The 21,534-nt window shown below is 67.4% G+C and carries 14 protein-coding genes; 12 read left to right on the forward strand and 2 right to left on the reverse strand.

From position 1 onward, the window contains the following. Positions 1–158: 158 nt before the first annotated feature. Positions 159–2,207 carry a sigma-54-dependent Fis family transcriptional regulator gene (locus tag AWB76_RS13790; RefSeq protein ID WP_061160689.1) on the forward strand — a complete coding sequence of 683 codons (2,049 nt, stop codon included), beginning with the start codon at positions 159–161 and terminating at the stop codon, positions 2,205–2,207. Positions 2,208–2,216: 9 nt separating this feature from the next. Here the strand turns inward: AWB76_RS13790 and AWB76_RS13795 are convergent, their stop codons facing one another. Continuing rightward, positions 2,217–3,605, reverse strand: coding sequence for a TAXI family TRAP transporter solute-binding subunit (locus AWB76_RS13795; protein ID WP_061160690.1), 1,389 nt, complete (start codon positions 3,603–3,605; stop codon positions 2,217–2,219). Between the two features lie 305 nt (positions 3,606–3,910). On the opposite strand from AWB76_RS13795, the gene AWB76_RS13800 reads away from it, so the two are divergent. The 4 genes from AWB76_RS13800 (at position 3,911) to AWB76_RS13815 (ending at position 7,649) form a co-directional block, all read left to right on the forward strand. Beyond that, positions 3,911–4,600, forward strand: coding sequence for a lysozyme inhibitor LprI family protein (locus AWB76_RS13800; protein ID WP_157696123.1), 690 nt, complete (start codon positions 3,911–3,913; stop codon positions 4,598–4,600). Positions 4,601–4,853: 253 nt separating this feature from the next. Further along, the gene (locus AWB76_RS13805) at positions 4,854–6,254 is read left to right on the forward strand and encodes an MFS transporter (RefSeq protein WP_061160692.1); all 1,401 of its coding nucleotides are present in this window, start codon (positions 4,854–4,856) and stop codon (positions 6,252–6,254) included. Positions 6,255–6,311: 57 nt separating this feature from the next. Then, positions 6,312–7,052, forward strand: coding sequence for a dienelactone hydrolase family protein (locus tag AWB76_RS13810; RefSeq protein WP_061160693.1), 741 nt, complete (start codon positions 6,312–6,314; stop codon positions 7,050–7,052). A 126-nt stretch (positions 7,053–7,178) separates the two neighbouring features. Then, positions 7,179–7,649 (forward strand): ribonuclease, encoded by a 471-nt coding sequence (locus AWB76_RS13815; RefSeq protein ID WP_061160694.1) that lies wholly within the window; start codon positions 7,179–7,181, stop codon positions 7,647–7,649. Positions 7,650–7,999: 350 nt separating this feature from the next. Here AWB76_RS13815 and AWB76_RS13825 read toward each other — a convergent pair whose 3' ends face one another. Then, positions 8,000–8,446, reverse strand: coding sequence for a diacylglycerol kinase (locus AWB76_RS13825; protein ID WP_061160696.1), 447 nt, complete (start codon positions 8,444–8,446; stop codon positions 8,000–8,002). Between the two features lie 193 nt (positions 8,447–8,639). On the opposite strand from AWB76_RS13825, the gene bcsB reads away from it, so the two are divergent. From bcsB to bcsA, 7 genes are read left to right on the forward strand one after another with little or no spacing between them, the layout of a single operon-like run. Next, entirely contained in the window at positions 8,640–11,018 is a 2,379-nt protein-coding gene (gene bcsB / locus AWB76_RS13830; protein ID WP_374729927.1) for a cellulose biosynthesis cyclic di-GMP-binding regulatory protein BcsB, read from the forward strand. A 3-nt stretch (positions 11,019–11,021) separates the two neighbouring features. Beyond that, on the forward strand, positions 11,022–12,185 hold the full coding sequence (bcsZ, locus tag AWB76_RS13835; RefSeq protein ID WP_061160697.1) for a cellulose synthase complex periplasmic endoglucanase BcsZ: 1,164 nt from the start codon (positions 11,022–11,024) through the stop codon (positions 12,183–12,185). Then, positions 12,182–16,144 (forward strand): cellulose synthase subunit BcsC-related outer membrane protein, encoded by a 3,963-nt coding sequence (locus AWB76_RS13840; protein ID WP_061160698.1) that lies wholly within the window; start codon positions 12,182–12,184, stop codon positions 16,142–16,144. Before bcsZ ends, AWB76_RS13840 begins: the two co-directional genes overlap by 4 nt. Positions 16,145–16,151: 7 nt before the next feature. Continuing rightward, complete coding sequence (bcsE, locus tag AWB76_RS13845) at positions 16,152–18,029, forward strand: cellulose biosynthesis protein BcsE (RefSeq protein ID WP_374729928.1); 1,878 nt, start codon at positions 16,152–16,154, stop codon at positions 18,027–18,029. Between the two features lie 4 nt (positions 18,030–18,033). Further along, a complete protein-coding gene (locus tag AWB76_RS13850; protein ID WP_061160699.1) occupies positions 18,034–18,243 on the forward strand; it encodes a hypothetical protein in 210 nt (69 codons plus the stop codon). Further along, positions 18,240–19,004, forward strand: coding sequence for a cellulose biosynthesis protein BcsQ (gene bcsQ, locus AWB76_RS13855; RefSeq protein ID WP_061160700.1), 765 nt, complete (start codon positions 18,240–18,242; stop codon positions 19,002–19,004). The genes AWB76_RS13850 and bcsQ overlap by 4 nt, the downstream gene beginning before the upstream one ends. Then, positions 19,001–21,532, forward strand: a complete 2,532-nt coding sequence (gene bcsA / locus AWB76_RS13860; protein WP_061160882.1) for a UDP-forming cellulose synthase catalytic subunit — start codon at positions 19,001–19,003, stop codon at positions 21,530–21,532. Before bcsQ ends, bcsA begins: the two co-directional genes overlap by 4 nt. Positions 21,533–21,534 lie beyond the last annotated feature (2 nt).

The raw sequence follows: 21,534 nt of genomic DNA on the forward strand, positions 1-21,534 counted from the left end.
CCCCGAGAGGACGAGAGACGCGCGAGGACTATACTCAGCGGACTACGCTGCGCAATCGCCGGGCTACATCGGCGAATCCCCATGCAGCACATCCCCGCGAGTCATGCCGAGGTCCGCCCGAGAGCGGACCGCGCTCTCACCTCGCATGGAGGAGACACATGACGAGGCGCCTCATCGGTATGCCGGCTGGTGGCGGTTGCGCGAGCGATCCGTTTGTCGCGGGATGGACGCGGCCCGACGCGGCCATCGCCGATCACTCCGACAGCAACACCATGCTCGCCTGGGAGCGTTTTCTCGCGGGCGAGATCAGCACGGCCGCACCGACGGAACTGATCGCATCGTGGAAGCGGAGTCTGCAATCCGGCGTCAATCCGACATCGGGCGCGGCGCCGTTCGCCGTGCATGGCGATGCGATCAACACGCTGCGCTGGCGGCATCGGGAACTGCTCGCGGCATCGGACCGGCTCTTCACGGCCACCGCCGATCTCTTCGCGGATTCGTATTCGATCCTTCTGCTCACCAACGCCGACGGCGTGATCCTCAAGGCAGCCGGCGATCTGCGCACACTCGATGCCGGCGAGAAGATTCATTTGATGACGGGCGGCGACTGGCGCGAGGCATCGGCGGGAACGAACGGAATCGGCACGGCGCTCGCCACGCGTCAGCCGACGTACGTCCACGGCTCCGAGCACTTCTGCGAAGGCATCAAGGCGTGGAGCTGCGCCGCTGCGCCGATCTGCGAGCCGGGAACCGGCGCGGTGCTCGGCGTGCTGGATATTTCCGGGCCGCCGTCGACGTATCAGATCAACAACCTCACGCTGGCCGTCACCGCCGCGCGGCAAATCGAAATGGTGCTCGCGGAACAGGTCGCGCGCGAGCACATGCGGCTGCTGGCGTTCTGTTTGCAGCGTTTGTCATCGACGGATGCGGCGGGGCTCATCGCCATCGACCGTCACGGCAGGCTCGTGCACACGACGGCGCGTATCGCGTTGCCGGTCAATCCGGGCGAGCGCTTTCCGGGCATGGGCGAGCACTATCCGGTCGAGGACTGGGCGAATCATCTGCCGCAGGGATTGCGGCCGGAATGGTTCAATCCGGTCGTCGCGGACGGCGAAGCGATCGGCGCGATGCTGATCGTGCCGCAGCCTTCGGGCCTTTCCAATGCGTCGCGTCTCGCGGGCAGCGCGCGCCGCGTCGGGCCGCAAGTGCAGTCGCGCGGCGAGGCGGACCCGCAACGCAACCGCTTCGATCAGATCATCTGCCAGAGTGCGGCGATGCAACGCGCGATCGAGCGCGGACGGCAGCTCGCGCGCCGTCGCGTGCCGGTGCTGATCGAAGGCGAGACGGGCGTCGGCAAGGAGCTTTTCGCCCGCGCGATTCACGGCGAGGAATCGGACGAAGGCCCGTTCGTCGCCTACAACTGCGGAGCGGCGTCGAAGGAACTGATCGGCGCGGAACTTTTCGGCCACGTGCGCGGCGCGTACACGGGCGCGACGGCGGAAGGCCGCCCTGGCCGATTCGAGCTGGCGCACGGCGGAACGCTGTGCCTCGACGAGATCGGCGAATTGCCGCTGGAGCTTCAGCCGGTGCTGCTGCGCGTGCTGGAAGAAGGCGTGCTCTACAGGCTCGGCGATACGCAGGCGCGCCGCGTCGACGTGCGCCTGCTCGCGATGACCAACCGCAACTTGCGCGAGGAAGTCGAGTGCGGGCGATTCCGCGCGGATCTCTACTATCGCGTCGGCGTCACGCGGATTCGCATTCCCGGCCTGCGCGAGCGCGACGGCGACGTCGATCTGCTCATCGATCATTTCAACCGATCGCTCGCGCTGCGGCACGGCGTTCCGATGCGTCAGTTCCCCGACATCGTGATGGAAGTGCTGCGCGCGTACTCGTGGCCGGGCAATGTCCGCGAGTTGCGCAACGTGGTCGAGAATCTGCTGCTGACGTCGAACGACGAGTGCGTCGCGCTGGTCGAGCTGCCCGCCGAAGTGCTCGACGAATCTCCGATGCTGCGTGACAAGGTCATGTCGAACGCGGCGCCGGGCGCGGGCAGTCTGGAGGAAACGGAGCGCTTCGCGATTGCGCGCGCGCTGCGGCATGCACAGGGCAACATGGCGCAGGCCGCGCGTGCGCTCGGCGTGTCGCGCAGCACGCTGTATCGGAAGATGGAGCAGTATCGGCTGGCCGTCGACGAGAAGCGGCTCTGAGCGCCGCGCTCAGACATCGCTGGCGCGACGCAGCGCTTCGACCTGCGAGCGCACATAGCTGATGTGCTCGCGCAACGCATAGAACGTGTCGGTATAGGCGAGCGGCATGCGCAGCCGGTTGAGATCCCTTTCGATGTCATCGAGCTTCGTCATGAACCTGACATGGTTCGGGTCGGACGGGTCGTCGAACACGCTGCGTTCGAGGGCCATCAACTCGCCGTAACGTCGATAGAACCGCGATTTGACGCGCCACGCGTACAGCGGCGGCACGTAATGCAAGGCCGGTATCAGTATCACGACGATCGGCACGACCAGCACGATCAGACGATCCGCGAGGCTCGCGAGCCAGAACGGCATCGTCCTGTACACGAAGCTCTTGCCGGACTTGTAGTAGCGCTCGGCGTCCGGGCTCAATGGGAAATCGTGCGCGACGGGCGCGGGATACTCGCCCGCCTGCTGCAACAGGCTTGCGCCGCCGTGCACTTCGCCGGCCGCTTCGATGAGCAGATCGGAGAGCGCGGGATGCAGCGTGTCGCGCGCGACCAGCTCGACGGTCGTCTCGATGGTCACCGTGTTTTCGGGCGGCAGGTTGTCGGCGAGATTGAATGCGCCCATCGGCACGTCGAACGTGCTCAGGAACGGAAAGATGCGCGTGTAGGCTTTCGCCTGCCTGAAATCGAAGAGATGGATGTCCGCAGTGCCGATCATCGTCTGCATGAGCGCGGGACGCGCCGAATCCGCGCGCAGGAATGCAACGTCGACCGTGCCCGCGAGCAATGCGTTCACCGCTTCCTCGCCTTCGAGCGGCAGCATCCGCGCGTCGTCGTTCGAGCGGACGCCGTTCTCTCTCAGCATCGCCAGCACGATCTGCCTTGTGCCGCTGCCTTCGCGGCCGATGGCGAGCCGCTTGCCCGCGAATTGCGAAAGACGCGTGAGTTCCGGTCCGCGATAGAACACGAAGATCGGCCAGTTGCTCACGGTGCCGAGCGACATCAGACCGGCGTGCGCCGTATCCGGCGCGAGGACGTTCGAAACCTGCGTGAGTCCGCTCTGCACGAAACCGAGATCGACGTGACTCGCGGGATCGGCGAGGCGCGTGAGGTTGTCGAGCGTGCCCGACGACGTCAGCACGTCGAGCGTCACGCCGTTGCGCGCGAGTATCGCCCGGTACTGTTGCGCGGCGATCCAGAAGCGGCTGTGTTCCGGACCGGCGGAGATCGTCAGCGTGCCGGGCGGCGCGGGCCGGATGACGCGCACGGTCACCCAGATCAGCAGCACGAGCACGATCATCATCACCCCGACGGCGACGGCCAGATCGAACCACGAGACGCCGTACTCCGCGGCGCGGCGGAAACCGGGCCGGTCCGGCGCACGTCCGGCAGGATCGCGATTGTTCATTTTCAAAGCAGACGATTCGATTTCGGGAACCGGCGTTCGCCGTTGACATCGCTGCAACCTATTCTCGCGCCGATCCGCGTGAAATGAACGCGCTTTGCTCCGTTACCGGCGCAAATAAAAGGTAACGCCTGGTAAGGCTTGCAGCGAAGTGCGCTTTCATTGGCGATTCGATGCATCGGGCGGTGCCCTATCGTTCGATACCGCGGTTGAGCCCGCCAAACGGAGTGACGGTTCGATGCGACGACGAAAGCACGCAGGCGAGGCGTCCGATGAACGCGACGATCTATCTGAGAAACAAGCCAGCCATGAAAACAGGAAAGAAGCTGCACAGCACATCAATCGATTTACGACGCTGCGCGCGTCTGGCGGCGTGCGTGTTCTTGACATCGCTCGGCGCCATGACGGCCTCGCATGCCGCGAGCTTTCGTTGTCCGCACAATGCGTCGGCGTCGGAGCGGATCGTGTGTGCCGACCCGGCGCTTTCATCGCTCGACGATAAGCTCGCTGCCGTCTTTCGCGAAGCGCACGACGCGACGCCCGATGCGAGCGCACTCGATGCCGATCGCGTGACGCAGTGGCAATGGCGTCAGCGCAACTGCAAGGACACGGCGTGCGTGACGGACTGGTATACGCGACGGATTTCGGAGCTGCAGGCGGATGTCGCGCACGGGAAGAAACAGACCGCCGATCACATCAAGACCGGTATCGCCGAACAGAAACTCGCGCCCTCAGCCGAAGCTGCGGTGCTTCGCATGAAAGGACTAGGCGATGCCGCTTCGAAAGTTTCGGGCGATGTCGAGAAGGCTGCGGCGCCGGTTTCCAAGGACGGTTCGACCAGCGCCGTGCTCGGGCACGCGGACATCGAACGGCTTCGGACGGTGCCGGCCGCGTCGTTGCTGAAGGCGGCCGCTGCGTCGAATCCGGCGCTGGCTGGAAACGCGTCGGCGCCGTGCAAGGGCGAATGCGCGAAACGGCAAGTTCGTATCGCCTTCTGAGGGCGCAGTTCGATGAGCAAAGGGCGACGCGCAACTGGCCGCGTCGCCCGAAGGTCAGCAGGCCACGTCCGGCTCATGAAGCCGGAGCAGATCGTAGCAACGGCACAGCGCGTTCATGCTGCGGAACAGACAGGGAAGCGGCCCGGGCCTTACCCACTATTTCGCGAGACGGGCGGTACGAAAGTGACGGCTGGCGGAAGCGTTCCGTCAGCTTCTGTCATCATGGTGTGGCTCGAGCGAACCCAAGGGTGCCATGTCACATCTCGAAAAGGAGAACGCGAACGCCGGCGCGAACCATCTCGCGCGCGAAGGCGATATCCGCGGCAACGAACCACACGGAAGCGAGACCGGCGAGGACTACGACGCATCGGCGGTCGGACGCACCGGCCCGCTGAACGAAGCGGCGCTTCTCGGCCGCAAGACGCCGCCGTGGCCGGATTCCGCGGCGGCCAATCCCGGTCAGCACGGACACGCCGGCGCGCCAGGCGCAATGCGCGCGCTGGCCGGCCTGCTGCTCGGCCTCGCTTTGCTCGTCGCGGGGAACGGTCTGTTTCAGACGCTGATTCCGTTGCGGATTCTCCAGTCGGGCTACTCGACTTTCGTCACCGGTCTGATCCAGTCGAGCTATTACGCCGGCTTCATCCTCGGCGCGATGATCAACCGCCGGCTCATCGACCGCATCGGGCAGCATCGGACGTTCGTGGCGTTTTCGGCGGCGGCGTCGATTCTCGCGCTGGCTTTCGGCGCGGCGGAGTCGCCGTGGGTGCTGGGCGGCGTGCGGCTACTGACGGGCATCGCGTTCATGGGCTTGTACACGTCCGTCGAAAGCTGGCTCAACGGCACGGTCGAGAACGAGAAGCGCGGCCAGGTGTTCGGCATGTACGCGGCCATCAATTATCTCGCGGTGGGCTGCGGCCAGTTCCTGCTGAACGTGGGCGCAGGGTCCGGCGCGCAGCAGTTCGCGATCAGCGCGGCGCTTTTTGCCGCGGCGGTGCTGCCCGTCACGCTGATGGAAGGCTGGCCGGTGAAGGTCGATGACGCAAACCTGCATCGCGTGCCCGCGCGCAGTTGGGGAGAAAGCCTGCGCGAAATGATGGTGCTCGCGCCGCTCGGCGTGCCCGGCTGCATTCTCACGGGCTTCATCTACAGCAACTTCTATGCGTTGATGCCCGTCTATCTGCAACGCTCGGGCTTTTCGACGAAAGAACTCGCGACCTTCATGGGCGTCGCGCTGATCGGCGCGCTCGTGCCGCAGTTCCCGATGGGCCGCCTCTCCGACCGCATCGACCGGCGGCGTCTCGTGCTATGGACCGCGCTGATCTCGGCGGTGCTGAGCCTCGTGCTGTTCTGCCTGAACTTTCGCATCGTCACGTGGTGCGCGACGCTCGCTTACGTCGCGGTGACGTTCACGCAGTACGGGCTCATCGTGTCGCACGTGCAGGATCGCACGGAGTCGCATCTGCGGGTCGCGGTATCGGCGATGCTGCTCGTGCTCTTTTCGCTCGGCGGCATGACGGGACCGACGCTGGCGTCCGCGCTGATGACGCTCATCGGGCCGAGCGGGCTCTTTCTGTTCAACGCGTTGTCGTGCGTGCTGCTGGCGCTCAGTGCGCGGCACGCGCTGCGGTTGTCCGCGCGCACGCCGGCGGCTTGAGCGCAACGTGGCGGACATACGCGTAGTATTCATCGTTCTTTATCATGGATTGACGCCATGACCTACGAGAAGGCGGAAGTTGCGACGCGCGACGGCATGTGTCCCGTTCACGTCTTTACCGCCGATGACGGGGCGATTTCTCCGGCCATCGTTTTCTATATGGATGCGGGCGGCATCCGTCCCGCTGAATTGCAGATGGCCGAGCGCCTCGCGTCGGCCGGCTATGTCGTGCTGTTGCCCGACCTTTTCTATCGATACGGTTCTTACGGGCCGTTCGATCCCGTGGAAGTCTTTAAGGGCGATGTGCGGGCGATCCTCGGCCCGCTGATGGCGACCACGGACAACGCAAAGGCCGCCGAAGACACGGGCGCGCTTCTCACGTACCTCGACACGCGCACCGATGTGAGCAGCACGCGCATCGGCGCGGTCGGCTTCTGCATGGGCGGCGGCATGGCGATCGCCGCCGCCGGGACGTATCCCGAGCGCTTCGCCGCCGTAGCGAGCTTTCACGGCGGCAATCTCGCGACCGACGCGCCAACGAGCCCGCATCGATACGCCGCGCAATCGAAGGCCGAGCTGTATATCGCGGCGGCGGAGGGCGACGCGAGTTATCCGCCGGAGATGGCGCAGCGTTTCGAACGCACGCTCGATGAAGCGGGTGTGCGGTATCGCGCGCAAACCTATGCCGGCGCCGCGCACGGCTGGATGAAGCCGGACTTCCCGGTCTACGATCCGGTTGCCGCGGAAGAAGGATGGTCGACGATGATCGCGTTCTTCGATCGGATACTCAAACGCTGAGCATCGGCATCGGCGCACCGGAATCGCCCTATGGCGTAACGCCGACATTGCTTCACCCCGCCATAAACGATACCCTTGATTCGTTCGCGGTCATCGAATGCTGGTCAACCCGGAGACAACCGTTTCGTGAAACGAGCTTGGTTTTTCTCCTGCATCGTCGCCCTGAGCGCGGTTCTCGGCGCGTGCAATAAAGACGGGTCGAAGGGCGCCGCGCCGGCATCGGGTGCATCCGCGAGTCAGGCGGCGAGTCAGCCCGGGCAGACCGCGAGCGACGCGATCGCTGCATCGGCCGCGCAAGCACATGGCGCGCTGACCGCCGTCACCAAGGCGCAATTGCCTGCGGAAGCAGCCGAAACGCTGCGTCTGATCAAAGCGGGCGGCCCTTATCCCTTCGGCGAGGACGGCGTCCTGTTCCGCAACAGCGCGACGATGCTGCCGGACCATCCGCGCGGCTATTACCACGCCTACACGGTTCGCACGCCCGGTTCGACGGATCGCGGGCAGCGGCGCATCGTTTGCGGCGGACCGCGCAAGCAGACGCGCGACTGCTACTACACCGACGATTACTACGCCAGCTTCAAGCGCATCACGGAATAACGCGCGGGCTCGGCCTCACTTGCCCGCGCCGACGATCTTCACATCGAGCACGATCGCGTTCATCTCGAACGCGGCATCCGAGTGTGCGCCACACGAGGCGCGCGGGGATTCGGGCGCACTCATCGGATCGAGCGTTCTCGATCTCGTCGCCGCGGTCGGCATGCGCTTGCATCCGGCGTCGGCCGCGCCCCAGCGTGGACGTGGGCGCATCACATCCGGTATTAACTACCGCTCGAATACCGGCCCTCAGGCATAGAGGCCGTCGCGAGCATCAAGAAAGCGGTCACGCCGCCGACATATCGTTCATGGATGCCGAGACGCGAGTTTCATCGCGACCGGACGCCGCGACGTCAGACATGCGCGCGCAGCCATTGCCACGCGAGCGGCCCGCAGATCACGCCCCAGGTCATGACCCCGATGACGATGGCCACGGTCACCGCCGCGCTGCCGCAATCCTTCGCGCGCCCCGAAAGCTCGTGACGTTCGAGCGAAATACGGTCGATGGCCGCCTCGATGCTCGAATTGATCAGCTCGACGAGCAACACGAGCAGCACCGACGCCGCGAGCAGTACATGCTCGGCAGCGCTCGCCGGCACGAGGAACGCGATCGGCAGCAGAACGGCCGCGACGCAGACCTCCTGGCGAAAGGCGCTCTCCTCGCGCCATGTTGCGGCGATGCCGTCGCGCGAATGGCGTAGCGCGAACAGGCCGCGCAGCAATCCGCTGCGTTTGGCTTGCGCGGGCTTCGAAGATTGCCCGGACCGCGAGCGGGAGGAAGAGGAGTTGGATCGAACCATGTTACGACGTGGCGTTTTCAATGAAGGAAGGCTGGCGTGATACAAATTGTCACAAATTATGCTACTGTTGCGTCCGTTTTTCAGCGGCAAAGGTGCGTATCCGCACAGACCGGTGCGACCAAGACTTCATTGACGCATTCGCTTCGGCCCCTCGCTTCGTGCTTTGCACGCTCGCTCCGGCGCTTTCCCGCTCTTGCCGCACTCGTCTCAATTGCCGCGCGCACCGCTCGCGTGGCGATCCGATTGTCGTCCCGGCTCCGTCACGATGCCACAGCAGGCAACGCGGCGTGCGCTCGTGAAATCCGAAGCTGACTCGTCGATGAAACCAGTCGTCTCGTTCTGCCTGTCGCTGGCGATGGCCGCCAGCGCGCTGTATGCCGTCGCGCTGCCCGCGCAAGCCGCACCGTCCGCCGATGCGCCGCCGATCGCCGATGCGAACGCCAGCGCCGGTTCGATCCACGTGCCGTTCTCCGCGCTCGGCGCCTATCAGCCGATGCATCTGCGCGGTCTCGAAGACGCGCGTTCCGTCGTGCTCGGCGTGCGGCTCGATCGCGTGGTGACCGGCGCGCGCCTGCGTCTGCGCTACACGTATTCGCCCGCGCTGGTCTTCGCGTTGTCGCACATGAAGGTGTCGCTCAACGGCGAAGCCATCGCCACGGTGCCGTTCGACAAGGATCACGCGGGCGCGATGGTCACGCAGGACGTCCCGCTCGATCCGCGCCTGCTCACGGACTACAACCAGTTCGGGCTGCGCTTCATCGGCCATTACACGCTCGATCATTGCGAAGACCCGGCCAACACGGCGCTATGGGCCGACATCAGCCCGACGAGCGAATTCATACTCGACACCGCGCCGATCCGCCTGCCGAATGATCTCGCGCTGCTGCCCGCGCCGTTCTTCGATGCGCGCGACGTGAGCCGTCTCACGCTGCCCTTCGTGCTGCCCGCATCGCCCGACGGCGCGACGCTGAAGAGCGCCGGCGTGCTCGCGTCGTGGTTCGGCGCGCTCGCGGATTATCGTCAGGCGCGTTTCCCCGCGATGAACACGCTGCCCGCGAACGAGCACGCGGTCGTCGTCGGCACGCGCGCGCAGTTGCCGGCCGGCCTCGCGCTGCCCGAGATCGACGGACCGGCGATTCTCGTCGCGGACAATCCGGCATCGAAGGATCGCAAGCTGCTCGTCGTGACCGGCCGAAACGCCGCCGAAGTCGACGATGCCGCGTACGCGCTCGTGCTCGGCCGCACGGCGATGTCCGGCGATGCGGCGAAGGTCGCGCATGTCGATATCGGCAAGCCGCGCGAACCGTACGACGCGCCGCGCTGGATGCCGACGAATCGCCCGGTGCAGTTCAAGGAACTCGTCGACGATGTGTCGCAACTGCAGGTCGCGGGCAGCGCGCCCGAGCCGATCCGCCTGAACCTGCGCGTGCCCGCCGATCTGTTCTCGTGGAACAGCGTGGGCGTGCCGCTCAATCTCAAGTACCGGTACACCGCGCCGACGGTGCAGAACAACTCCGCGCTCGCGATCGACATCAACGAGCAACTGGTGAAGTCGTTCCGCCTGCCGCCCGCCAAGAGCGACGACACGCAAGGCCGCCTGCAACTGCCGATTCTCTCCGGCGCGCCGGGCGGTTCGGTCAATGCGCTGGATATTCCGGCGTTTCGCGTCGGCAGTGCGAACCAGTTGCAATTGCGCTTCAACCTCGATTCGCAGAAGCAGGGCCTGTGCGCGGGCGTGCCGACCAATCCGGCGCGCGCGGCGGTGGACCCGGATTCGACCATCGACTTCTCCGGCTTCGTGCATTACGCGCAATTGCCCAATCTCGCGTACTTCGTGAACAGCGGCTTTCCGTTCACGCGCTACGCCGATCTCTCGCAGACGGCTATCGTGATGCCGGCGCATCCGGCGAACGCCGAAATCGAAGCCATGCTGACGATGCTTGGCCACATGGGCCAGTGGACCGGCTTTCCGAGCCTGCGTGTGACGATTGCCCGTCCGGACGATGTGCCGGCGCTCGCGCAAAAGGATCTGCTCGTGATCGGCGGCGCGCCGTCGTCGCCGGTGTTCTCGCGCTGGCGCGATGCGTTGCCGTTGTCGATCGGGAGCGCGGGAACGTCGTCGAAGGCGGGCATCGCGCGCGCGTCGTTTTCGGTCGGCGAGCATTGGCGCGATGGCGTGCGCGTCACGCACGGCGGCGCATCGCTGGATCAGAGCGGGCCGCTCGCGGCGCTGATGGGCTTTCAGTCGCCGGGCACGAAGGGCCGCAGCGTTGTCGCGCTCGCGGCGACCGGCGATGGCCGGCTCACCGATCTGCTCGACGTGCTCGAACATGCGGACCGCGTGTCGCAGGTTCAGGGCGATGTCGCGCTCGTGCGGCGCGGCGGCGTCGACAGCGCGCGCGTCGGCGAGACTTATCTCGTCGGCTACGTGCCGTGGTACGCGAAGCTGTGGAGCCACGCGACCCGCCATCCGGCGCTGCTCGGCCTCGCCGGGGCGCTGGCGGGCCTGCTGCTCGCGATCGCGGCATTCGCGGCGCTGCAGGAACTGGCCGCGCGTCGCCGGGGTATCTGAGCGATGACGGTTTCGGGCCTGAAGCGCGCGGCCGTGCTCGCCGTGTTCGGCGCGTTGGCGAATGCGGTGTCGGCTGCATCGCCATCGACGGAATCCGCGCTCGTCTGCGCGAGTGCGTGGCCGCGCTGGGACGTCTTCAAACGCGACTTCATCTCGAAGGAAGGCCGCGTGATCGACGCCGGTTCCGCCGATGCGCGCACGGTCTCCGAAGGCCAGTCCTACGCGCTCTTCTTCGCGCTCGTCGCGAACGACCGCGCGAGCTTCGACACGATCCTCCGCTGGACCGAAAACGAACTCGCGCAAGGCGATCTCACGTCGCATTTGCCCGCGTGGCTCTGGGGCCGCGACGATGCCGGCCAGTTCCGCGTGCTCGACAGCAACGCCGCATCCGATGCCGATTTGTGGATCGCCTACGCGCTCATCGAAGCGGGCCGCGCGTGGGGCGAGCGCAGCTACACGGCGCGCGGCGCATCGCTGGCGAAGCGCGTGCTCGACGAGGAATCGGCCACGCTGCCCGGCCTCGGTCTCACGTTGCTGCCCGGTCCCGTCGGCTTTCATCCGGCGGCCGATACGTGGCGCGTCAATCCGAGCTACGCGCCGACGCAGGTGATTCGCGGCATCGGCGCGAGTCTGCCCGATGATCCGCGCTGGACGCGGCTCGCGGCATCGAGCGTGCGAGTGTTGATCGATACCGCGCCGCAAGGGTTTTCGCCCGACTGGGCGCTGTATCGCGCGAACCGGGGTTTCGAGGCCGACGAAGCGACGCACGCCGAAAGCGCCTATAACGCGATCCGCGTGTATCTGTGGGCGGGCATGCTCGCATCGAACGATGAAGCGCGCGCGCTGCTGCTGTCTCGCTTCGCGCCGTTCGCCGCGTATGTCGATGCCCACGGCGCGCCGCCCGAGCGCATCGATACACGCGACGGCAAATCCGGCCCGAACGATGGCAACGCGGGCTTTTCCGCCGCCGCCGTGCCGTTTCTCGACGCGCTCGGACGCCCCGCGCTCGCGGATGCGCAGGCGGCGCGCGCGGCGGCCGCATCGGCGCCGGGCTACTACACGAGCGTGCTGACGCTCTTCGGCCTCGGCTGGCGCGAAGGCCGCTATCGATTTGCCGTCGATGGAACCTTGCGCACGGCAGCATCGATGTGTGGAGGCGCGAAATGAAGCGCGTGTTCCGATCGACGTCGACGTCGACGTTGCTGCGCGCGGCGCTGGTGTCGGCGAGCATCGTGTGCGCGCAGGCGGCGCACGCCGTCACGGCAGCCACGACGCAACCCATGCCGCCGCTGGCCGAGCGCCTCTACGGCACCGCGCGCGCGTGGGCCAACAAGCATCGCGATGATCTCGCGTTGCAGGCCATCGACAAGGCGCTGCTCATCGCGCCGGACGATCCGCGTCTGAACGCCGAGCTCGTGCGCATCCAGTTGCGTCTCGGTCAGGCGCAGAAGGCTCAGGCGACGCTCGCGCGCATGAAAGCGCGCGCGCCGGACGCCGCGCTCACGCAGCAGGTCGACGACGAATATCGCGTCGCGGTCAGCGGCCGACAGGAAATGGCGACGATCCGCCTGCTCGCGCGCAGCGGCCAGTCCGACGAAGCGGCGCGCCGCGTGACCGCGCTCTTTCCGCACGGCGCGCCGTCCGGGCCGCTGGGCGCGGAGTACTACCAGATCATCGCCGCGACGCCCGCGCGACGCGCCGAAGCGCTCGCGGCCTTGCACCGGCGCATCGCGGACGATCCCGCCGATGTCGACGCCGCGCTCGTTCTCGCGCGCCTGCTCAACAGCCGCGATGCGACGCGCGCGGAAGCGAACCGCATCGCGTGGAATCTCGCGACGCGCACCGACACCGACCGCAACACCGCCCTCGACGTGTGGCGTCACGTGCTGCAATCGGCGGGCGCGGACACGGCGTATGTGCAGCCGTTGCGCGCGTATCTCGTGCTCGTCCCCGACGACACCGAGTTCAAGGACCGCGCCGATCTGCTCGACGCGCGCATCGAAGCGCAGCGCAAGCTCGAACGCGATCCCGGCTACATCGCGCAGCAACGCGGTCTCGCGGCGCTCGCACGCGGCGATCTGAATGCCGCCGCGCCGCTGCTCGCGCGTGCGGCCGCCGCCCGGCCGGACGATGCGGAAGCGATCGGCGGGCTCGGGCTCCTGCGCATGCGCGAAGGCAATCGCGATGAAGCGCGCGCGCTGTTCGAACGCGCCGCATCGCTCGCGCCGGACAACCGCGCGAAGTGGCAGAGTCTCGCGCGCACGGCGCGTTTCTGGGGCACGCTCGCGCAGGGCCGCGACGCCGCGAACGGGGGCAAGCCGAAGGACGCGGAGCGCTTCGCGCGCGAGGCGCTCGCGATCGAGCCGGACAATGCCGACGCCAGACTTCTTCTCGCCGATGCATTGCTCGCGCAAGGCGACTGGCGCGCCGCCGAACCGATGCTGCGCGCGCAGCTCGCGGGCCGCGAACCGAGCCTGCCGGCATTGAAGAGCACGCGCACGCTGCTCGAAAGCACGGGACGCGCCGATGAAGTCGAGCCGCTCATCGCCGCATTGCAGAGCCGTTTCACCGCCGCCGACGATCGCCAGAGCCTCATCGCGATGCGCGCCGATATCGTCGCGAACGAGGCGCAGCAACTCGCCGCGCGCGGCCAGAACGGACCGGCGGCGCAGCAGTACGAAGCATCGTTGCGTATCGAGCCGGATCAGCCGTGGACGCGCTTCGCGCTCGCGCGGCTGTATCAGACCATCGGTTTGCCGCAACTCGGCCGCGCCGTGATGGACGATGGCCTCGCGGTCACGTCGAACGCCGCGCAGATGCGCTATGCCGCCGCGCTGTATCGCAATTCGATGGACGATCTCGCCGGCGCGCGCGACGTGCTCAACGCCGTGCCGCCAGCCGATCGCACCGGCGCGATGAACGCGCTCGCCCGAACTCTCGACGCGCAGCAAGCGCTCGCCGATGCCCGCGCCGCCTTCGCGCGCAACGACGCCACGGCCGCCGCCGCCGCGCTCGATCGCGCGCAAGGACTGGCCGAGGACGATCCGAACCTGCTCGCCTCGATCGGCGCGATGTACATCGATCGGGGCGACGCCGATCGCGGTCTCGCCTTGCTGCGCGACTGGATGGCCGCGCATCCCGCTCAAACCGACGCCGACGTGCTGCTGCGCTACGGCGATCTGCTCGGCGGCGCGCATCGCGAGGACGCGCTGTCGCAGGTGCTCGCGCAAGTGCGCGCGCAAGCGCCGCTCACGCCGCGCCAGTCGGAGCGCATGGAAGATCAGGCGTTGCGCAGCGTGCTGCGTCAGACCGGCGAAGCCATCGATGCCGCCGACTACGCACGTGCGCGCCGCCTGCTCGACACCGTGAGCGAAGCGGGCAAACGCGACAAGCGCTACGCCTTCGAAGTCGCCGATCTCGCGCGCGTGCAGGGCGATTACGACGATGCCCGCGCCGCGCTCGCGCCGGTGCTCGCGGCATCGCCCGACGATCCCGACACGCAGCTCATGCTCGCGCGCGTGCTCGGCGACAGCGGCGGCAGCGGCGCGCGCCGAGATGCGCTCGCGATCGTGCGCCGCGTGGCGGATGCCGCCCCGCCCGACGACATCGACACGCGCCTCTCGGCCGCGCGCCGCTTCGCCGCGCTGCGCCGTCCGCTCGATGCGCAGGCGCTGACCGAGCCGCTGCGCGTCGCGTATCCGGAGCGCGCGGACGTCACCGTGCAGGCGGGGCGCGTCGCGGAAGATCTGGGCGAGTACGAGCGCGCGGCGTCGCTGTATCGGCTGTCGATGGATCAGGAGCGTGCGTCGGGCATCGCGCCGGCATTCAGCGTGCCGGCAGGCTCCGCCCGCGCGACGCCCGCCACGCCCGCGCAATCCGCCCTCGACGATCTGAACCAGCGCCGCAATCCCGAAGTGGAAACGGCGTGGATTCCGGCCTACAAGTCCGGCGATGCAGGCGTCTCGCAGTATCACGCGCAGCAGGTGCCGTTGTACGTGCAGATTCCGTATCGCTACGACGGGCATTTCTTCGTGCACGCGGACGCCGTGCATCTCGACGCCGGCACGCTCGACGTCAGCGGCCTCGTCGATCAGGCCAACTCTTCGGCGCCGAGCCTGCCGTACACCATCTCGACTTTCGGCACCAACGCGGGCTTCTACGACGGCACGGCGGCATCGGCCAATGCGCTGCGGCAGTATCTGCAAGACTCGCCCGTCACGACCGGCGACCTGCATCAGCACGCGAACGGACTCGGCGGCGGCTTCGGCTATCTGTCCGATGCGTGGCGTGTCGATCTCGGTTCGACGCCGATCGGCTTTCCGGTGCATTACCTTGTCGGCGGCGCGCGCTACCGGTTCGATACCGGTCCGGCGAGTCTGTCGATATCGGCGTCGCGGCGCGCGGTCACGAGCAGCGAGCTGTCCTACGCGGGCCTGACCGATCCGCTCACGCACGCGGTCTGGGGCGGCGTGCGGCGCGATGGCATCGATGTTCACGCGGGCGTGGACATCGGCAGGACGAGCGTGTTCGCCGATATCGGCGTGGCCGAGCTGACCGGGCGCAACGTCGCGGGCAATCAGGAATTCACGCTGCGCACCGGCTTCACGGTGCCCGTGTATCAGCGCGCGACGATGCGCGTGCTGACCGGGCTCGTCGGCAATGCCTGGCATTACACCGACAACCTGCGCTACTACACGTTCGGGCAAGGCGGCTATTACAGCCCGCAGCGCTATCTGTCGCTCGGCGTGCCGGTCGAATGGATGGGCAAGCGCAACGGCTTCACGTGGGACATCGCCGCGACGGCGGGCGTCTCGAATTCGTACGAGAAGGATTCGCCTTATTTCCCGAACGGCCTGCCGTCGGTCGCGGGACTCGCGCCCGTCGATACGAGCGGGCTCGTGTACGCGGGCAGCTCGACGCATGGCGTGAGCTTTTCGTATGGCTTCGGCGCGACCGTCGAATATCGCGTGAATCCGCAACTGGCGCTGGGCGCGCGCGTGTCCATCGACCATTCGCACGACTATGCGCCGAGCGCCGGGATGATCTACGCGCGCTTCGCGTTCTCGCCGCGCAAGGACGATTACCGCATCAGCCCGCAGCCGGTGCAGCTGTATTCGAGTTATTGAGGAACGGATGGCCGTGAGCAAGGAATCGAACCGATCCAACGATGCGCCGGGACTCGTCGCCGCGCTTGCCCGCTTCGTGCGGGCGCGCGTCGCGGGCCGCGATGCCGCGCCGGGCCGCATCGGCGTCGATGCGCTTCCCGACGATCTCGCCGTGCTCGCGCCCGGCGCGCTCTATGCGGTGCACGTCGCGCCGCGTTCGCCCGAGTGCGATGCGTTGATCTGGGCGAGCGCGCGCGCCGCGAACACGCGCCACGTGAGCGTCGTGCTCGCGCGCGAGCGTGCGCAGGCGGCGGCGCGGCTGCGTGAGCTGGGCTTTTCCGGCACGGCGGCGCAAGGCTGGCCGCGTCGCCTGAACGTGCTCGCGATGCCCGAAGAAGACGCATCCGCCGATACCGAACCGCTCGCGCTCGCGCGGCTTTTCGGCGGGCTGCGCGCGCTCAAGCGCTTCGGTTTTCGCGCGAACGCGCTGTATATCGTCGAGGGCGCGGAGCGCTGGTTCACGTGGAGCGATCCGGCTGCGCTCGCGCGCGAAGGACGGCTGTTGTCGAGCTGGTGCGAGTCGCGCGGCATCACGATGATCCTGCTGCTCGGCGACACCGCCGGCGATAACGATGACGATATCGATATCGATATCGACGAAACGCAAACCTCTGCCAGCCGCGGCGAACTGAACGGCGCGTGCGCGGGCGTCGCGCGCGTGCGGCGCTCGCACGGCGAGTTGCTGTGGCAAGTGGATTTCTGGCGCGCGGGCCGGGCGCTCGCCACCGGCGATGTGCACGCCCTGCGCTTCACCGATGATGGCCGTCTGAGCGTCGCCGCGCTCGAGCGGACGGGCGAAGCGCGCCGCGATGCGCGTCTCGCGCAGGACGAAGCGCGCGTCGTCGTATGCCGCGCCGTGGTCGGCGACGAGCCGTGGGTGCCGCGCGACTGGGACGTGCTCGCGGACCGCGATGCCGTTCTCGCCGCCTGCGAAGGCGCGCGCGGCGCCACCGTCGTGCTCGCGCATCGCAACGGCGCGCAGCTCGAAGCGCTGTGCGCCGCCGTGCACACGCTGCGCCGCCGCTGCGGACGCGCGCTGAAGATCGCCGTGGTCGAGCGTGGCGAAGTGCTGCGTCATCAATACGAACTGCTGATGCTGAGCCTCGGCGCGAATCTCGTCGTTGGGCGCGACGTGCCGTTTTCGCGGCTCGAATCGCTGTTGCAATCGCTGCAAGGGCAGCTCTACACGCGTCCGCTGATGTCGGATTACCGCACGGCGCTCGCCGCCTCGCTCGCGGATGCCGCGCTCGGCTATCAGAACGTGCCCGCGTTTTGCGCGCACACGCAAGGCGCGCTCGCGCGCGGCGCGGTGCTGCGTTTGCCGCACGTGCTCGTGAAACTGCGTCTGCCGCCAACGCTCGCCCATGTCGATGCGCTGGCCCAGTGCCGTCCGCGCCGCGCGGGCGATGTGTTCACGGCGGACGCGTCGCATCTGTACGTGTTCCTGTTCGGCTGCCGTCTCGCCGATGCCGACGCCGCGCTCGCGCGCATCTTCACGGTGCCGGTGGAGCGCATCGCGAAGGACGTAACGTATCTGTCCGACGACGGCATCGCGGCGCAATTGCAGGCGCTCGAAACCGCGAATCGCCGCGCGCCGGCCGCGGATTACAGCGATCTCTTCGCCGTGCCGGCGTCCGTCATCGCGATGGAAAACGCGGCCGGCATTCCCGCCGCCGATGCGCACGCGGACAGCGAATCCGTGCGCCGCTCGCGTGCTGAACTCGACGCGCTCGACGTCGTGCTGAACGAAGAAGCGCGCAAGAGCGCCGCCGATGAAGGCCCATCGCGTCCGCGTGCGCGCCGGGCGGCAAGAGCGCGCATGCCGCTCGCCGAACCGAGGAACTGAAGTCATGGAAACCTTGCTCATTTCGATGCTGATCGGCGTGCTGGCCGGCGTGCCCGCGTGGTTCGCGTGGCAGCGCGCGGGCGCGCGGCGCGGTCTGATGGCGGCGCGCGGTTTCGATCCGCGCGACGCGGCGCCGTGCCGCATCGAGCCGGTCGCGCTCAACGCGCGCCTGCTTCCCGAAGTTGATGCCGCGAAGGACGCGTCCCGCCCATGAAAACCATCGCGTTGATTTCGACGGCAGGCGGCGCGGGCCGCACGACGCTCGCCGCGTCGCTCGCCACGCTGCTCGCCCGGCGCGGCCGCGATGTGGTCGCGCTCGACTTCGATCCGCAGAACATGCTCGGCGCGTATCTCGGCCTCGACACGCTCGCGGCGGAAGGCATCGGCGAGACGCTCGTCGATCCGTCGCGCGCGTGGCACGAGTCCACCTGGCGCAACGACGACGGCGTGCTGTTCGTGCCGCACGGCAACCTGACGCTCGCGCAAATCGCCGAGAGCGACGCCCGCCTTGCCGCGCATCCGCGATGGCTCGAACACGCGATCCGCGATATCGGCTTGCCGGAGACGGGCGTCGTGCTGATCGATACGCCGCGCTATCCGTCGGCGCATGCGGATCACGCCGCGCGCGCCGCCGATCTCGTGCTCGCCGTGTGTCCGCCGGAGCCGGCCGCGTGCGCAACGCTCGTCGCGCGTCTGCCCGCCTTGCGCGAATCCTGCGCCGATGTGCGTCTCGTCGTGAATCGCCTGAACCCCGCCCGCGCGATGCAGCGCGACGCACTCGCGATGTTGCGCGCCGCCACTGCGATGCCGGTTGCGCAGCGCATCCACCTGGAAGCGTCGATGCCCGAGGCGTTCTCGCACGGCGCGTGGCTGTTCGATGAAGCGCCGCATTCGCAGGCATCGCACGATCTGCACGGTCTCGCACAACATGTCGATGCGTGGCTGCCCGCGCTCACGACGAGCGAGGCGGCATGAAGCGCGAACAGCTTTCCCGCACGGACCGCGCGATCGACTGGATCGCGCGCGGCCTCGGCGTGCCCGACACGCGCTCGGCGTTCGACTGGTGCGTGCGCCTCGTTTTCAAGCCGCCGCGCGCAGGCGGGCGCGACATCGCGCGGGACATGCTGCGCGCGCTGGTGCTCGCGTGGGCGCGTGAACTGGGCGTGCTCGATGTGCGCAATCCGTGGGCGTGGCTGCTGCGCGCCTTCGTGCGGCCACCGCGCGAAAACGCGAAAACGCTCAACGCACATATGCGCGCCGTGCCCGGCCTGATCGTGCGCGCGCTCATGCCGCTCGTGTTCGCGCTGACCTGGACGAAGCGCCGCATCGACACGGCCATCGACGGACTGCCGTGGGCGCGCGCCGGCGCGCGGCTCGAAGGCGGCGCGAAGGTCATTGGCAAGATGCGCTGGGCGCTGCCCGCGCTCGTCGTGATCGGCGGCTTGCTGTGGATGCTCGTCGGCACATCGCCGCTCGCGTCGGGCAATCAGTTTATTTTCTTCGGCATCCTGATGATCGTGGCGCTCGTCATCCGCCGCATTCCGGGGCGCATGCCGGTGCTGATTCTCGCGTCGCTCGCGCTGCTCGTCACCGCGCGCTATGTCTGGTGGCGCACCACGGAGACGCTCGATTTCCGCACGCCCGGCGAGGCGATCGTGGGCTTCGCGCTCTTCGGCGCGGAAGCCTATACGTGGATGATTCTGCTGTTCGGCTTCGTGCAGACCGCTTGGCCGCTCGATCGCGCGGTGTCGAAGCTGCCCGCCGATCCCGCCGAGTGGCCGAGCGTCGATGTCTTCATTCCGACCTACAACGAGCCGCTTTCCGTCGTAAAGCCGACGCTCTTCGCCGCGCAAGGCATCGACTGGCCGCGCGACAAGCTCAGGATCTGGCTGCTCGACGATGGTCATCGTCCGGAGTTCGAGGCACTCGCGCATGCGGCGGGCATCGGCTATATCACGCGCGACGACAATCAGCACGCGAAGGCGGGCAACATCAATCGCGCGCTGGCGAAGACACAGGGCGAATACATCGCCATTTTCGATTGCGATCACGTGCCCACGCGCTCCTTCCTGCAAGCGACGATGGGCACCTTCTTCGCCGATCCGAAATGCGCGCTCGTGCAGACGCCGCATCACTTCTTCTCGCCCGATCCGTTCGAGCGCAATCTCGACACCTTCCGCCGCGTGCCGAACGAAGGCAATCTGTTCTACGGGCTCGTGCAGGCCGGCAACGATCTCTGGAACGCCACCTTCTTCTGCGGTTCGTGCGCCGTCATCAAGCGCGCGCCGCTGGAAGAGGTCGGCGGCATCGCGGTCGAGACCGTGACCGAAGATGCGCACACCGCGCTCAAGCTGCATCGGCGGGGCTATACGACGGCTTATCTGCCGACGGTGCAGGCCGCCGGTCTCGCCACCGAAAGCCTCGCGAGCCACATCAAGCAGCGCACGCGCTGGGCGCGCGGCATGGCGCAGATTTTCCGCATCGATAATCCGTTTTTCGGACGCGGGCTGACCTTCTTTCAGCGCCTGTGCTACGGCAACGCGATGCTGCATTTCTTCTACGGCATTCCGCGCCTCGTGTTCCTCACCATGCCAATGTGGTACCTCTTCTTCCAGATGTACTTCATCAACGCGGCCGCGACGACCATCGCGAGTTTCGTGTTGCCGTACATCGTCATTGCGAACATCGCGAATTCGCGGATGCAGGGCAAGTTCCGCCATTCGTTCTGGGCGGAAGTGTACGAGTCGGTGCTCGCGTGGTACATCGCGTTGCCGACGACCATCGCGTTCTTCAGCCCGAAGCACGGCAAGTTCAACGTGACGGACAAGGGCGGGCGCATCGACGAAACGTATATCGACTGGGCGATGAGCAAGCCGTATCTCGTGCTGCTCGGCCTCAACGCGCTCGCGATGTCGGCGGGGATCGCGCGTCTGATCTTCGGCGCGGGCGACGAAGGCCCGACCATCCTCATGAACGTGTTCTGGACGCTATACAACCTCGTGATGCTCGGCGCGGCGGTGAGCGTCGCGCGCGAGGCGAAGCAGGTGCGCGTGACGCACCGCATCGCGATGCGCATGCCCGCGACGCTCGTGCTCAACGACGGCAGCAGCATTGCGTGCAGCACGAGCGATTACTCGACGGGCGGGCTCGGTCTCGTCGTCGATGAAGGGCGGCTCGCGCTCGAAGAGGGCGACACGCTCGGCGTCGTGGTGAGCCGCGGCGCGCGGCAGTTTCATTTTCCGGTGCGCGTGACGCGTCTTGCGGGCGCGCATCTGGGCGTGCGCTTCGATTCGCTCACGCTGGACGACGAGCGCCGTCTCGTGCAATGCACGTTCGGCCGCGCCGATGCGTGGATCGGATGGGACGAGCGCACCGAGGACGACGCGCCGCTCAAGGGCCTGACGGAAGTGCTGCTGATGGGCTTCCAGGGCTACGCGCGGCTGATCGGCGGGGCGCGCCGCGCGCTGCTCGACAAGCTCGCGCCGGATGGCCGCCGCTACTGATA

This window comes from Caballeronia temeraria, assembly GCF_001544795.2.
Classification (GTDB): domain Bacteria; phylum Pseudomonadota; class Gammaproteobacteria; order Burkholderiales; family Burkholderiaceae; genus Caballeronia; species Caballeronia temeraria.

Excerpts from the sequence above, each read along its gene's own strand:
- AWB76_RS13850 (WP_061160699.1), top strand. The coding sequence starts at position 18,034 with ATGGAAACCTTGCTCATTTCGATGCTGATCGGCGTGCTGGCCGGCGTG.
- bcsQ (WP_061160700.1), top strand. The coding sequence starts at position 18,240 with ATGAAAACCATCGCGTTGATTTCGACGGCAGGCGGCGCGGGCCGCACG.
- AWB76_RS13800 (WP_157696123.1), top strand. The coding sequence starts at position 3,911 with ATGAAAACAGGAAAGAAGCTGCACAGCACATCAATCGATTTACGACGC.
- AWB76_RS13795 (WP_061160690.1), bottom strand. The coding sequence starts at position 3,605 with ATGAACAATCGCGATCCTGCCGGACGTGCGCCGGACCGGCCCGGTTTC.
- bcsA (WP_061160882.1), top strand. The coding sequence starts at position 19,001 with ATGAAGCGCGAACAGCTTTCCCGCACGGACCGCGCGATCGACTGGATC.
- bcsE (WP_374729928.1), top strand. The coding sequence starts at position 16,152 with ATGGCCGTGAGCAAGGAATCGAACCGATCCAACGATGCGCCGGGACTC.
- AWB76_RS13810 (WP_061160693.1), top strand. The coding sequence starts at position 6,312 with ATGACCTACGAGAAGGCGGAAGTTGCGACGCGCGACGGCATGTGTCCC.
- AWB76_RS13805 (WP_061160692.1), top strand. The coding sequence starts at position 4,854 with ATGTCACATCTCGAAAAGGAGAACGCGAACGCCGGCGCGAACCATCTC.
- AWB76_RS13840 (WP_061160698.1), top strand. The coding sequence starts at position 12,182 with ATGAAGCGCGTGTTCCGATCGACGTCGACGTCGACGTTGCTGCGCGCG.
- bcsZ (WP_061160697.1), top strand. The coding sequence starts at position 11,022 with ATGACGGTTTCGGGCCTGAAGCGCGCGGCCGTGCTCGCCGTGTTCGGC.
- AWB76_RS13790 (WP_061160689.1), top strand. The coding sequence starts at position 159 with ATGACGAGGCGCCTCATCGGTATGCCGGCTGGTGGCGGTTGCGCGAGC.
- AWB76_RS13825 (WP_061160696.1), bottom strand. The coding sequence starts at position 8,446 with ATGGTTCGATCCAACTCCTCTTCCTCCCGCTCGCGGTCCGGGCAATCT.